At 62.2% G+C, this 13,951-nt stretch carries 13 protein-coding genes; 11 read left to right on the top strand and 2 right to left on the bottom strand.

Annotation, left to right across the window (positions count from 1 at the left end; translation table 11 throughout):
- Nucleotides 1-136: 136 nt before the first annotated feature.
- Nucleotides 137-877 (bottom strand): aquaporin Z, encoded by a 741-nt coding sequence (gene aqpZ, locus KHO23_RS19225; protein WP_211612849.1) that lies wholly within the window; start codon nt 875-877, stop codon nt 137-139.
- Nucleotides 878-1,167: 290 nt separating this feature from the next.
- On the opposite strand from aqpZ, the gene KHO23_RS19220 reads away from it, so the two are divergent.
- Nucleotides 1,168-1,470 (top strand): H-NS histone family protein, encoded by a 303-nt coding sequence (locus tag KHO23_RS19220; RefSeq protein ID WP_172165159.1) that lies wholly within the window; start codon nt 1,168-1,170, stop codon nt 1,468-1,470.
- A gap of 305 nt (nt 1,471-1,775) precedes the next feature.
- Here KHO23_RS19220 and KHO23_RS19215 read toward each other — a convergent pair whose 3' ends face one another.
- Nucleotides 1,776-2,840, bottom strand: a complete 1,065-nt coding sequence (locus tag KHO23_RS19215) for a glycosyltransferase family 4 protein (protein WP_211612848.1) — start codon at nt 2,838-2,840, stop codon at nt 1,776-1,778.
- Between the two features lie 705 nt (nt 2,841-3,545).
- On the opposite strand from KHO23_RS19215, the gene flhD reads away from it, so the two are divergent.
- The 10 genes from flhD (at nt 3,546) to cheD (ending at nt 13,946) form a co-directional block, all read left to right on the top strand.
- Nucleotides 3,546-3,866 (top strand): flagellar transcriptional regulator FlhD, encoded by a 321-nt coding sequence (gene flhD, locus KHO23_RS19210; RefSeq protein ID WP_154559870.1) that lies wholly within the window; start codon nt 3,546-3,548, stop codon nt 3,864-3,866.
- Nucleotides 3,867-3,917: 51 nt separating this feature from the next.
- On the top strand, nt 3,918-4,478 hold the full coding sequence (gene flhC, locus KHO23_RS19205) for a flagellar transcriptional regulator FlhC (protein WP_211612847.1): 561 nt from the start codon (nt 3,918-3,920) through the stop codon (nt 4,476-4,478).
- Between the two features lie 228 nt (nt 4,479-4,706).
- The gene (gene motA, locus KHO23_RS19200) at nt 4,707-5,567 is read left to right on the top strand and encodes a flagellar motor stator protein MotA (protein ID WP_006050895.1); all 861 of its coding nucleotides are present in this window, start codon (nt 4,707-4,709) and stop codon (nt 5,565-5,567) included.
- A gap of 21 nt (nt 5,568-5,588) precedes the next feature.
- Nucleotides 5,589-6,596 carry a flagellar motor protein MotB gene (gene motB, locus KHO23_RS19195; protein WP_211612846.1) on the top strand — a complete coding sequence of 336 codons (1,008 nt, stop codon included), beginning with the start codon at nt 5,589-5,591 and terminating at the stop codon, nt 6,594-6,596.
- A gap of 84 nt (nt 6,597-6,680) precedes the next feature.
- Nucleotides 6,681-7,058 (top strand): response regulator, encoded by a 378-nt coding sequence (locus tag KHO23_RS19190; RefSeq protein ID WP_211612845.1) that lies wholly within the window; start codon nt 6,681-6,683, stop codon nt 7,056-7,058.
- An 87-nt stretch (nt 7,059-7,145) separates the two neighbouring features.
- Entirely contained in the window at nt 7,146-9,446 is a 2,301-nt protein-coding gene (gene cheA, locus KHO23_RS19185) for a chemotaxis protein CheA (protein WP_211612844.1), read from the top strand.
- Between the two features lie 63 nt (nt 9,447-9,509).
- Nucleotides 9,510-10,046, top strand: a complete 537-nt coding sequence (gene cheW / locus KHO23_RS19180) for a chemotaxis protein CheW (RefSeq protein WP_097390704.1) — start codon at nt 9,510-9,512, stop codon at nt 10,044-10,046.
- A 49-nt stretch (nt 10,047-10,095) separates the two neighbouring features.
- Nucleotides 10,096-11,997, top strand: a complete 1,902-nt coding sequence (locus tag KHO23_RS19175; protein ID WP_211612843.1) for a methyl-accepting chemotaxis protein — start codon at nt 10,096-10,098, stop codon at nt 11,995-11,997.
- 204 nt (nt 11,998-12,201) lie between these two features.
- Complete coding sequence (locus tag KHO23_RS19170) at nt 12,202-13,182, top strand: CheR family methyltransferase (protein WP_211612842.1); 981 nt, start codon at nt 12,202-12,204, stop codon at nt 13,180-13,182.
- Nucleotides 13,179-13,946, top strand: coding sequence for a chemoreceptor glutamine deamidase CheD (gene cheD / locus KHO23_RS19165; RefSeq protein ID WP_211612841.1), 768 nt, complete (start codon nt 13,179-13,181; stop codon nt 13,944-13,946). Before KHO23_RS19170 ends, cheD begins: the two co-directional genes overlap by 4 nt.
- Nucleotides 13,947-13,951: the final 5 nt, after the last annotated feature.

Here is a 13,951-nt window from a genome sequence, read left to right as displayed (position 1 = left end):
CTGTGCGAGCTTGGGAAGTCGCACGATTCTAGCAGCGGACCATTGGCAGGCTGCTCGGCTGCCGGCATCGTGAGGACAAAAACAAAGCGGGCGCCGTAGCGCCCGCTTTGACTGCCTGGGTGCGATCACTCGCTGATCAGTCGAGCGCCAGTTCCTGCGAATTGCCGCGGCGACTTTCGGCGATGACCGGGTACAGCACGCCCGCGATCACCGCGCCGATGATCGGTGCGACCCAGAACATCCATAGCTGATCCACTGCTGCGCCGCCGACGAACAGCGCCGGGCCGGTGGAGCGCGCCGGGTTGACCGATGTATTGGTGACCGGAATCGAGATCAGGTGAATCAGCGTCAGGCACAAGCCAATGGCGATTGGCGCGAAACCGGCGGGCGCCCGCTTGTCGGTTGCGCCGAGGATCACGAACAGGAAGAAGCCGGTCATCACCACTTCGCAAATGAACGCGGCAGCGAGCGAGTAATGGCCCGGCGAGCGCTCACCATAGCCGTTGCTGGCGAAACCGCTGGCGACGAGGTCGAAACCCGGCTTGCCCGATGCGATCAACGACAGCATCAGCGCACCCAGCACCGCGCCGATCACTTGCGCGACGATGTACGGCAGCAGGTCGCGAGCCGGAAAGCGGCCGGCGACGGTCAACCCGACGCTGACGGCCGGATTCAGGTGGCAGCCGGAGATGTGGCCGATCGCATAAGCCATGGTCAGGACAGTGAGGCCGAATGCGAGCGAAACGCCCACAAAGCCGATGCCCAGACCGTGGACCGGGCCTGCGAAGTTAGCGGCGAGGACGGCGCTGCCGCAGCCCCCGAGCACGAGCCAGAAGGTGCCGAACAGCTCGGCAGCAAGGCGCTTTGACAACTGCATGATTGGTAATCCTAAAATGTTTGACGCCTGGAGGGGCATGAATGCTGAGCGCAAGTGCATGCCATTGAGCGCGCAATTTTAGGGAAACGTAGCCAGATTAGGTGTCAAGAATTGTCATTGTGGAGTCGCCTTTACCTATTATTACCCGATAAAGATCTCGTTTTACAATTCATCGACGCTTAATAATTATCAGATGATTTCTTCCTAAATCGGTATTATTGTCCATTGCGAATTTTTATAATTACAGCTAGTCTGCGAGCGAATGAGTTCTAGAAAAAGGGAGAACCGGAATGTCTCAATATGCAGACCTCAAGGCGCAGATCGCCAAATTGCAGGCACAAGCAGACGAAGCCCGGCGTACTGAAGTCGACAACGTTGTCGCTGACATCCGCCAAAAGATCGCTGAATACGGTCTAACCGCGCAAGACCTCGGCTTTGCGGTTGCCGCACGGCGCGGACGCCCGCCAAAGAAGGCGCCGCTGCCGGCCAAGTACCAGGATCCGAAATCGGGAAATACCTGGAGCGGGCGCGGCAAACCGCCAAAGTGGATTGTCGGCAAGAATCGCGAACGCTTTCTGATTGGCGCGGCTTGAATGTCCTGCCGCTAGCGGGCGAAAGCCAATTGAAGGTTGATCGGTGCCGGATTGTTAATTCGTGATGCGCTAGTCCGGGATGGAAGCGCATCCACGCGCGTATTAAAAAAGCCGCCCTTGAGCGGCGGCTTTTCCGGAGTAGAAGCGGGTTAACTCCCGCTAACCGCTCGCGCAAACGATTCACTGGGCAAATTTTCTCACGATTGGCGTGGGAATCGGAAAACGGTCTAAGCGGCAGAAGTCCGACTTAAGCGGCTGAGCGCATAAAAACGTCAGCTGCTTAAGCACGTTGCTCAACCCAGCTTTCAACCCACCGCGACCTGGCGCAACACCGGGCGGCGCGTCGCTTCGATCAGTGCCGAATAGCCATCAACGTAATTCTGGGCCATCGTTTTCGAGCTGAAGCGGCGTTCGAACTGCGCGCGAATCTCGGTGCGCGACAGTTCGTCCAGACGCTGCAGCGCGGCCACCGCACCTTGAATGTCCTCGACGATGTAGCCGGTCACCCCGTGGTCGATCACTTCCGGCACCGAACCGCGGTTGAAGGCGATCACCGGCGTGCCGCACGCCATTGATTCGATCATCACCAGACCGAACGGCTCCGACCAGTCGATCGGGAACAGCAGCGCCTTGGCGCCTGACAGAAACTCGGGCTTCTGCGCCTCGTTGATTTCGCCGACGAACTCCACGTGCGCCATCGAGAGCAGCGGCTCGATTTCCTTCTTGAAGTATTCCTGGTCGACCTTGTCCACCTTGGCGGCGATCTTCAGCGGCAAACCGCTTTGCGCAGCGATCTTGATAGCTGTATCGACGCGTTTCTCCGGACAGATACGACCGAGGAACGCCAGGTATTCCGGCTGTCTGTGTGTCTGCGGCGTGAGCAACTGCTCCGGCAGGCCGTGGTAAATCGTGTTCAGCCAGTTGGCCTGCGGCAGCGGCACGCGCTGCGAATCCGAAATCGACACCACCGGCACATTCGAGAATGCGTCGAACACCGGTTGCAGTTCCGGCAAGTCCAGACGGCCGTGAAGCGTCGTCACGAACGGCGTGTCCATGGTGGTGAAGAGCGGGAACGGCATGTAGTCGAGGTGAAAGTGCAGCACGTCGAACTCATGGGCGACCTTGCGCACCTTTTCCATCATCAGGATGTGCGGAGCCAGCGCATCGCGGATCGTCGGATCGAGGCGCAGCGCACGAGGCCAGCAGGCGTCGAGGTTCGCGGAGGTGACCGAGTCGCCGCTCGCAAATAGCGTAACGTCGTGACCGAGGTCGACCAGCGCCTCGGTCAGATACGAGACGACACGTTCGGTGCCGCCGTAGAGTTTCGGCGGGACAGCTTCGTACAACGGCGCAATTTGTGCGATTCGCATGCGTTTTCTCCTGTTCAAAACGGCTTCACACAGCGGCACTCGAGTAGAGCGAGGCGCGAATGCCTGACGGACGGTTGGGCGCGGTAGGCCGCCGCCCGGGGTGTTTCAGACCTGCATCGGGTAATCCCCAGGCTTCATTATCTGGATCGGCCGGACTAATTCGAGTTATTTTTCAAACGCTTAATGTTGTTACAGCGCGAAACATCGTACGTTACAGGTCAGCCAAGGCTTGTCCCGATAGTCGGGACGTACGATTGGAGGGACATCCGAACGGTGGGAGAACGCGAGCAAGGCACGGTCCCGGGACTGGGGTGCGGCCTCTACACCGCGCGCGTTGCGCAGAAGTGAAAACGTCTTATAATTCTTTCTCACCGCAACAAGGTGCGGACCGTGAGCCACCCAGGACTCACCATTTGGTTCACATTTTTGTTGAAGAATCATTCAAAGCGCATCGCGAACGCCAGGCTGCGCGCCGCTTCACCTACTTCAACCTTCCTTCTGCGCCCTCCGTGTAGGAAAAACTCCTACACGAATGACGGATTAATCCGTCAGGCAGGCAGGGTGTCTGTCCGATTTTCGTCCGCTCCCCCTTTCGACACAATGCTCGCAAGACCAGAAACGAGCCGATTCGTGCGGTTTAAGCGCGCGCGTTCGAGCAAACGTTTCCGTAACGGCCTGACCAGCCAGATACACCCCGGGGGAATCATGAGCGCGACAAGCGAAATGCTCAATGAGATCAGAGAAGTCAACCTGTCTTATCTCCTGCTCGCGCAGCGCCTGCTGCGTGAGGACAAGCCTATGGGCATGTTTCGCATGGGGATTTCGGACCAGCTAGCCGACGTGCTCGCCAATCTGTCTTTGGCGCAGACCGTGAAGCTGGCGGCGTCCAATCAGGTGTTGTGCCGTTTCCGTTTCGATGACCATGCCGTGCTGTCCGCCCTTGCGGACAAAGGCAAATCCAGCGCCGTGGCTCAGGCGCATTCCGCGATCCTGATGGCAAGCCAGCCAGTCGAGCAAGTCGGCTGATGGCAGCTTGTAGTTCTAAAAACGCGATCAGGACGGGGGAAATGCAAGCGGATGGCAATTAAAAGTGTTGTGCAGGAAGTCAGGGAAATTACCCTGGCCATCGAGCTGATCGAACTCGGTGCGCGGTTGCAATTGCTGGAAGCCGAAACCAGTCTGTCGCGCGACCGGCTGATCAAGCTGTACAAGGAACTGAAAGGGGTGTCGCCACCCAAGGGCATGCTGCCGTTTTCGACCGACTGGTTCATGACCTGGCAGCCGAACTTTCACTCATCGCTGTTCTATAACATCTACCGTTTCATGGCCGGCCACGGCGGCTGTCTGACGATCCAGTCGATCGTGAAAAGCTACCGGCTCTATCTGGAACACGTCCAGTTGCATGAGGACGAGCCTGTGCTCAGCCTGACGCGCGCCTGGACGCTGGTGCGCTTCTTCGACTCCGGAATGCTGCAAATGACCGCCTGCTGCCGGTGCGGCGGGCATTTTGTCGCGCATGCCCACGATCCGCAGCACGCCTTTGTCTGCGGGCTATGCCAGCCGCCTTCGCGCGCGGGTAAGACAAAGAAATTTGCCGACGCCCGGGCCCGCGAAAGTCTCGCCGCGCTCGCGGTTTGAGCCGCAGTGCGGCATCGGCTCAAGATTCACCATCCGGGTGCGGCGTCCACAAGCGCCATCTGGCGGGCCTTCCGGCCCAATCGGCCGGTGCAGGGCCCGGCCGGCCCGGTTTAACCCGCCTCTGGTTTACACCGGAGCGCCGCGCCGCTTTTCCGTCAAAGTTTTCTGCTCCGTTGCCGTAAACCAGATTAACGACGGTCACCGTCGCTTCTTTGTGAGGGCTCGGCAGTGCTGATTTTCGTGGGAACACTCGTGACGCTTTTGTCCGTCTTCGGCGGTTACGCGCTGGAAGGCGGCCATCTCGGCGCGCTGCTGCAGCCTGTCGAAGTGCTGATGATCGTCGGCGCAGGCGTCGGCGCGTTCATTCTCGGCAACGGGATGAAGACGATCAAGGCGACGCTGCGCGTCATTCCAACCCTGTTCAAGGGCGCGAAGTACAACAAGGACGTCTATATGGAGCTGATGGCGCTCCTTTACGTCCTGCTGGCCAAGGCGCGCAAGGAAGGCACGCTGACCCTGGAAGCCGACATTGACGATCCGTCGAAGAGCCCGATCTTCACGCAGTATCCGAAGATCCTCGCCGACCATCACATCATCGAGTTCCTGACCGACTACCTGCGTCTGATGGTGGGCGGCAACATGAATGCGTTCGAGATCGAAAGCCTGATGGACGAGGAGATCGAGACGCATCACCAGGAAGGCGAGGCGCCCGCGCACGCCCTGAACAAGGTCGGCGACGCCATGCCGGCGTTCGGTATCGTGGCCGCGGTGATGGGCGTGGTGCACACCATGGCCTCCGCCGACAAGCCGCCCGCAGTGCTCGGCGAGATGATCGCCCAGGCGCTGGTCGGCACCTTCCTCGGGATTCTGCTTTCGTACGGGCTGATCGGGCCGCTCGCGAGCGTCGCCGAACAGCGCGTGACCGAGTCGACCAAGATGTTCCAGTGCATCAAGGTGACGATTCTCGCCAGCCTGAATGGCTATGCGCCGGCTATCGCCGTCGAATTCGGCCGCAAGGTGCTCTTCTCGACTGAACGCCCGTCGTTCGCCGAGCTGGAAGAGCACGTGCGCCGCGTCAAAGCCAAGTAACGGGCGCCGGGAACCGATTCGATGAGCAAGGACAAAGACCGCGCCATTATCGTCAAGCGCTCCGCGCCGGCCAAGAAAGGCCATCACGGCGGCGCATGGAAGCTCGCCTATGCGGACTTCATGACCGCGATGATGGCGTTCTTCCTGCTGATGTGGCTGCTCAGTTCGGCCTCCACGGTGCAGTTGAAAGGCATCGCCGATTACTTCAACCAGCCGTTGAAGATTACGCTGTGGGGCGGCGATCGCAGCGCCGAGGACTCGAGCATTCTGAAGGGTGGCGGCCGCGATATTTCAACCGATGCACAAGGCATCACGCGCACCACAGACGGTTCGACCGCCCGTGCCGAGCGCACCGCCATGCACAACAACGAAGATTCAGACAAGCAGTCGCAGGGCGAGCTGGAACGCCGCGAGCAAGTCCGTCTGCACGATCTGCAGGTCAAGCTGATGGCCGCGATCGAAGCGAACCCGGTGCTGCGCCAGTTCAAGCAGCAGATCCGCATCGACTCGACCCTCACCGGCCTGCGCATCGAAATCGTCGATTCGCAGAAGCGGCCGATGTTCGCGACGGCGAGAGACGTGGTTGAGCCGTACATGCGCGACATCCTGCGCGAAATCGGCCACACGCTCAACGACGTGCCGAACCGCATCATCGTGCAAGGGCACACCGACGCCGTGCAGTACGCCGGCGGCGAGAAGGGCTACAGCAACTGGGAACTGTCGGCGGACCGCGCCAACGCGTCGCGCCGCGAGCTGATCGCCGGCGGCATGGACGAAGCGAAGGTGATGCGTGTACTCGGCCTCGCGTCGACGCAGAACCTGAACAAGGCGGACCCGATGGACCCGGAAAACCGCCGTATCAGCATCATCGTGCTGAACAAGAAGTCGGAGGAGGCGCTTGACCATGACGACTCCACGACGACCACCTTGTCGGACGACGCGGCGGGCTCCAAGCCGCTGCTGCAAAGACTTGTGCCACCGGTGACGGTTGCGCCGAAGGTGCCGGCGGCAACGCCGGCAGCCCAGTAACAGATAGCGGTCGGCTGACCGGTCCACGCGTCCAGATGGCGCGGACGGCCAGCCGATCCATCGCGTAAGTGCAGTGAGGTTTTCATGATCAGGCACATCCTGGCAATCGACGATTCGGCATCGATGCGGCAAATCCTCGCCGCAACGCTGACGACGGCCGGCTACGAAGTGACGCTCGCGGCGGACGGCAACGAAGGGCTCGAAAACGCGCTCGCCATGTCGTTCGACCTCGTGCTGACGGACCAGCACATGCCGGGCAAGACCGGCCTCGATCTGATCACCGAACTGCGCGGCAACCCGGCCTACCAGGCGACACCCATCCTCGTCCTCACGACGGAATCGGGCGAGCCCTTCAAGGCGGCGGCGCGCGCCGCGGGAGCGACCGGCTGGATCGAAAAGCCGCTCGACCCCGACATGCTGACCGAGCTGGTCGCGGCGTTAGCCGAACCGGACCCGGTCTAAGCGCCACCCTTACACAAGTTATAGAAGCTCTCGACGCAGCGGCACGGTAGCCCAAGCCTAGACAGGAACTCTCGCGGTGACCCAGGCATGACACTCGACATCACTCAGTTCTATCAGACGTTCTTCGACGAAGCGGACGAGCTGCTCGCCCAGATGGAGCAGTTGCTGCTCAATCTGGACATTGCACACCCGGACCCCGAAGACCTCGCGGCGATTTTCCGCGCGGCGCATTCGATCAAGGGCGGCGCGGCGACATTCGGTTTTACCGCGCTGACGGAAACGACCCACATTCTCGAATCGCTGCTCGACCGCGCGCGCAATAACGAACTCGTGCTGCGCAAGGACATGATCGATACGTTCCTCGAAACCAAGGACGTGTTGTCGGGCCAGCTCGCCGACTACCGCGCGAGCGCCGAGCCGGATACGGCTGTGGCCAAGGCGATCTGCGCGAAGCTCGAACAGCTGAATCGGGAAAGCCACTTCGGCGCCGAACCGGCCGCGGCACCGGTGGCAGCCGCAGCACCAGTGGAGGCACAAACAGCAGGACAAGGCGGTACCCCGCCCGAGCACGTCGTCGAACAGGCGGTGCAGGCGGCGGGTGAATGGATTGACGGCGAACCGGCACAGACCGGGCAAGCCGGGGGCGCCGGAGACGAAGCCGGCCCCCACCTGAAAATTACGCTACGGGGCGTAGGTGAGAAGGACCAGGAACTGCTGGCCGAAGAGCTCGGCAACCTGGGCAACATCGTCGGGAAGGTCAAAAGCGGCGGCGAACTGACGCTGTGGCTGCAGACCGATGTGACCTCCGACGACATTATCGCCGTGTGCTGTTTCGTGATCGACGAAAGTCAGATCTCGATCGGCCGCGGCACCGCACCGGCGGACGAGACGCAGCAAGGCGAACCTGGAACGCCGCACGCTGCCGATTCAACCCCGGCGCAAGCAGCACAGACGGCACAAAGCGTACAGGCGGAGCAGGCAGCATCGTCGGCACCGGCGGCCCACACCGCTGCCCCCGCTCAGGCTGCCGCCACACACGGACTGTTCGACACCTCGACGGCAACTGCACCGGCGCCCGCGGCGGCTGCATCCGCAGCGGCGAGCAGCGCACCGGCGGCGGCAAGCGCGGCAGCTAGCGCACCGGCAACCGCCGAACAGGATCGGAAGACGGCGCGTCCGGCCGCGGCGGCAGGCGGCGCGGAAGGCAGCTCGATTCGCGTCGGCGTCGAGAAGGTCGATCAACTGATCAACCTGGTCGGCGAACTGGTGATCACGCAGGCAATGTTGGCCGAAACCACCAGCACGTTCGATCCGGCTTTGCATGATCGGCTCTTCAACGGCATGGCGCAGCTCGAGCGTAACGCGCGCGATCTGCAGGAAGCCGTGATGTCGATCCGGATGATGCCGATGGATTACGTGTTCAGCCGCTTCCCGCGTCTGGTGCGCGATCTGGCGGCGAAACTCGGCAAGGAAGTGGAACTCGTCACCTTCGGTCAGGCGACCGAACTCGACAAGAGCCTCATCGAACGGATCATCGATCCGTTGACTCACCTCGTGCGCAACAGTCTCGACCACGGCATCGAAACCGTGGAAGCGCGGCGCGCGGCGGGTAAGGATGCGACCGGCCAACTGGTGCTTTCAGCCGCGCATCACGGCGGCAACATCGTGATCGAAGTGAGCGACGACGGCGCCGGTTTGCGCCGCGACAAGATTCTCGCGAAGGCCGCGAAGCAGGGCATGCAGGTCAGCGAGACGATGTCCGACGAAGAAGTCTGGAACCTGATTTTCCTGCCGGGTTTCTCGACGGCGGAGCAGGTCACGGACGTCTCGGGCCGTGGTGTCGGCATGGACGTGGTGAAGCGGAACATCCAGTCGATGGGTGGTCACGTGGAAATCACCTCGCACGCGGGCAAGGGCAGCACGACGCGCATCGTTCTGCCGCTCACGCTGGCCATTCTCGACGGCATGTCGGTCAAGGTCGGCAACGAGATCTTCATTCTGCCGCTGAACTTCGTGATGGAGTCGCTGCAGCCGCGAGCCGAGGACATCTACACGGTGGCCAACGGCGAACGCGTGGTGCGCGTGCGCGGCGAATATCTGCCGCTCGTCGCACTGCATGAAGTATTCACCGTCGACGACGCCAAGCAGGAACCGACGCAGGGCATCGTCACCATCATGCAAACCGAAGGGCGCCGCTTTGCGATGCTGATCGACGAGCTAGTGGGGCAGCAGCAGGTGGTCGTGAAGAATCTGGAAACGAATTACCGCAAGGTGCACGGCATTTCCGCCGCAACCATTCTCGGCGACGGCAGTGTCGCGCTGATCGTGGACGTGGCGGCGCTGAATCGCGAATCGCGCCACGCGCACGGCGCGATGAGCCTCGCATGATGTCCGTCGAACTCGTCGCAACACTCACTCAATTTATTTCATCCCAACCGTTTGGGGGCTAACGTGGCAGAAGTCCAATCCATCAATTCGAGCGTCGCGAACGCGAGCGGTACGAATGGCCGCCGCGACTCGCAGCAGGCAGACGCCGGCGGTCAGGAATTCCTCGTCTTCACGCTCGGCGCCGAAGAGTACGGCATCGACATTCTCAAGGTGCAGGAAATCCGCGGCTACGACAACGTGACGCGTATCGCCAATGCACCTGAGTTCATCAAAGGCGTGATCAATCTGCGCGGCATCATCGTGCCGATCGTGGACATGCGCATCAAGTTCCATCTGGGCCGCGTCGAGTACGACCATCAAACCGTCGTGATCATCCTGAACGTCGCGCATCGCGTGGTCGGGATGGTGGTGGACGGCGTGTCGGACGTGCTGACGCTCGCCACCGACCAGATCATGCCGGCGCCGGAATTCGGCGCGACGCTGACGACCGAGTATCTGACGGGTCTGGGCACCGTCGACGGCCGCATGCTGATCCTGATGGACATCGAGAAGCTGATGACCAGCCGCGAAATGGCGTTGATCGAAACGCTCAGCGCCTGAACGTCAATACGCGTCAGTACGACAGATAGATGGAACAGGGAGCACTAAGATGCTGAGCAGGTGGTCGATTCGCACATCGTTGACGATGGTGGGGATCATTCTGGTTGCGCTGACCGTCGTGGTCGGCGCGCTTGGTCTAACCGCGTTAAACAGCGCGAGCCAGTCGCTCGACCGTATCGCGCGCGGCGATCTGGTCGCCATTCACGCGCTCGACGAGGCGTCGGCGTACCTGTTGCGATCGCGCGTGACGCTGGACCGCGTTACCGCGTTGAGCACCGCTGGCGACACCGAGCAGGCGAAGAAGGCGTTCGATCGTGCGCAGGTGCTGCTCGGCAAGTCAACCGAGAACTGGCAGGCGTTTCTCAACGCACCGAAGAACGGCGTTGACCAGGCGCTGGTTGACGAGCTGACGGCGCGCCGCACGACCCTGACGCGAGACGGCGTCGATCCGGAGTTCGCCGCATTGCGCGCGAATGATCCGGCGGCCTATCACGCGATCGCCGATACCAAGATCCCCCCGATGTTCCTTGCGTACGACAACGCCGCGTCCAACGTCATCAAGACGCTGCAGCAGCTTGCCGTGGATCAGCAGGCGAGCGCGCAAGCGAGCATCTCCCTGATGACGACGCTGATCATCGGCGTCACCGCGATCGCGTTGCTGTTGGTGGTGGGCATCCGCTTCGCCCTGCGCGGCCTGATCGTGCAGCCGCTGAACGATGCGACAGCATGCTTCGAACGGATCGCCTCGGGCGACCTGTCCGAGACAATCGAAGTATTCAGCCGTAATGAAATCGGCCGCCTCTTCGCCGGCATCAAGCGCATGCAGGACAGCATGGCGACGATGGTGAAGGCGGTTCACAGCAGCACCGAATCGATCGACACCGGCGCGCGCGAAATCGCGATGGGCAACACCGATCTCTCGCAACGCACCGAACAGCAGGCCGCGTCGTTGCAGGAAACCGCTTCGAGCATGGAGCAGCTGACCGGCACCGTGCGCCAGAACGCCGAGAACGCACGCCAGGCGAGCCAGTTGGCCGTCAATGCGTCAGATATCGCGACGCGCGGCGGCGACGTGGTGAGCCAGGTCGTCACGACGATGCAGGGCATCGCGACCAGTTCGAACAAGGTCGTCGACATCATCGGCGTGATCGAAGGGATTGCATTCCAGACCAACATTCTCGCGCTGAACGCGGCGGTGGAAGCCGCGCGGGCAGGCGAACAGGGCCGCGGTTTCGCGGTGGTCGCAGGCGAAGTGCGCAGCCTCGCGCAGCGCAGCGCCAGCGCCGCGAAGGAAATCAAGGAACTGATCGGCGACTCCGTCGACAAGGTGCAAAGCGGCTCGGTGCTGGTCGGCCGCGCGGGCACCACGATGGAGGAGATCGTGCAGGCGGTGCGCCGCGTGACCGACATCATGGGCGAAATCAGCGCGGCGTCCGAAGAGCAGTCGGGCGGCATCGAACAGGTGAATCGCGCGGTCGTGCAGATGGACGAGGTGACGCAGCAGAACGCCGCACTGGTCGAACAGGCTGCTGCTGCGGCGGCTTCGCTCGAAGAGCAGACGCGTCAGTTGCAAACGGTGGTGAACGGCTGGAAAGTAGCCGGCGGCCAGACGCGCAGCAGCGTGACGGCGGCCCGTCCGCACGCTGCGGCACGCCCGAACGGCAGCAAGAGCGGCAGCAGGAACGGTAAACCGCACGCACAGCCGGCCAAGGCCGCGCCGCAAGCGCCCGCACACAGTGCGGCACACCCGGCGGCAGGCAAGGCGGCAAGCACGGCGGCAGGCATAGCAGCCCATGCGACACCCGCTTCGGCCACCCAGGGTGCCGACACCACGCGTGTCGAACCGGCTCTCAAACCGAAGACGGCCCGCGCCGCATCCGAAACCGCAGTACGCCCGGCCCCGGCAGGCGCCGCGACGGCAGGATCGGACGCGGACTGGGAAACGTTCTAGGAAGTGGCACAAAGACATGCGGTCATTCGGCATCTCGCTCCATGAGGGGCGAATCATCGAAGCACGCTTACAAGGCGTGTGGCGGGCCGACCGTCTGTTGGCAGAACTCGCGGGCGGGCGCGACCCCGCGAACACAATCCCTTTCGGCAGAAGCAAGCCTTTTGACGAAAAGCCGGATGGCTCGTATTGCAGGCAGGAACTCTCATGATGGCAACGCGCGCACAACAACGTCCGCAAGCAGCACGTTCGCAAGCGGCACCTCCCGAGCGGGCGGAACCGGTTAGATCCGGCGAGCAAGCACGGGATTTCGAGTTCACGTCGGCGGATTTCGCTCGTATTCGCGATCTGATTCATCGCAGCGCGGGCATTTCGCTGTCGGATCACAAGCGCGACATGGCGTACAGCCGGCTGGCGCGCCGGTTGCGCGCCCGTGGCCTCGAGACCTTCAAGCAGTATCTCGATCTGATCGAGGCGGAAAACGATCCGGCCGAGTGGGAGGCGTTCACCAATGCGCTGACGACCAACCTGACCGCGTTCTTTCGCGAGGCCCATCATTTTCCGATCCTCGCCGAGTTCGTGCCGCGCCGCGCGCAGCCGGTTTCGGTATGGTGTTCGGCGGCCTCGACCGGAGAAGAGCCGTATTCGATCGCCATGACGCTGATCGAAGCGCTCGGCGACAGCGGCGCGCGTCAGGCTACCGTGCTCGCCACCGACATCGACACCCAGGTGCTGGCGAAAGCCGAAGCCGGCATGTATCAGTTCGACCAGGTGAAGCACCTTTCGCCCGAGCGGCTCAAGCGCTTCTTCCTGAAAGGCACCGGCGCGCACGCCGGCATGGTCAAGGTGCGCCCGGAAGTGCGCGCGATGGTGCGCTTCGAGCAACTGAATCTGACCGACCGCGACTACCAGTTGCGCTCGCAGTTCGACGCGATTTTCTGTCGCAACGTGATGATCTATTTCGACAAGCCGACGCAGGCCCAGGTGCTCGCGCGCTTTGAGCCGCTAATGAAATCGGGGGGCTTGCTGTTTGCCGGCCACTCGGAAAACTTCACTTATGTGACGCAGGCATTCAAGCTGCGCGGCCAGACCGTCTACGAACTGACGCGTGACGCAGGCACGGCCCGCACGCCGGTCCGCGCCACGAGCCATGCCGGCAGCGCAACGACGAGCGGGGTGACCGCATGAGCAGCAGCCTGCCGATCGCCTCCAATCTGTACTTCGACAACCACTTCCAGCGTCCCGGCGTGAAGTTGTTGCCAAACGAGTTCTATACGACAAGCGAAGACATGGTGCTCGTCACTGTGCTCGGTTCGTGTGTTGCAGCCTGCATTCAGGACCGCACGGCCGGCATTGGCGGCATGAATCACTTCATGCTGCCCGACGACGGCGCGGACGCGGGCCAGCCCGCGTCGGATTCGATGCGCTACGGCGCGTACGCCATGGAAGTGCTGATCAATGAGCTGATCAAGGCCGGCGGCCGGCGCGAACGTTTCGAAGCCAAGGTGTTCGGCGGCGGCGCCGTGCTGGCTGGCATGACGACGATGAACATCGGCGACCGCAATTCGGAATTCGTGCGCCGCTATCTGGCGCTCGAAAAGATCCGCATCGTCGCAGAGGATTTGCAGGGCAATCATCCGCGCAAGGTCGCCTTCATGCCGCGTTCCGGCCAGGTGATGGTGAAGAAGTTGCGCTTGCAGCAGGAAGCGGGCGTGGCCGAGCGCGAACAGGCGCTGATGCGGCAAAGCGCCGAAGCGCGCGCCGAGCGGCTCGCGGCGGCGCGCAAACGGGTCGAGTTGTTCGCGACGCCGGCGCCCACGCGGCCCAAGGTCGAACTGTTCGGTGCAGCAGGCGGTGCGGGCGCAGGCAGCTCGAAGCCGCGCATCGAGCTGTTCGGCGCAAGCCCGCGCCCGATTAATACAAACAACGCCAGAACTACAGAGGAGGCGTGAGCGCT

The sequence above is a fragment of the Paraburkholderia haematera genome (assembly GCF_905220975.1).
In the GTDB taxonomy this organism is placed as follows: Bacteria; Pseudomonadota; Gammaproteobacteria; order Burkholderiales; family Burkholderiaceae; genus Paraburkholderia; species Paraburkholderia haematera.
The sequence above is the reverse complement of the archived record's forward strand: the minus strand, read 5'-3'. Positions and strand labels throughout refer to the sequence as shown.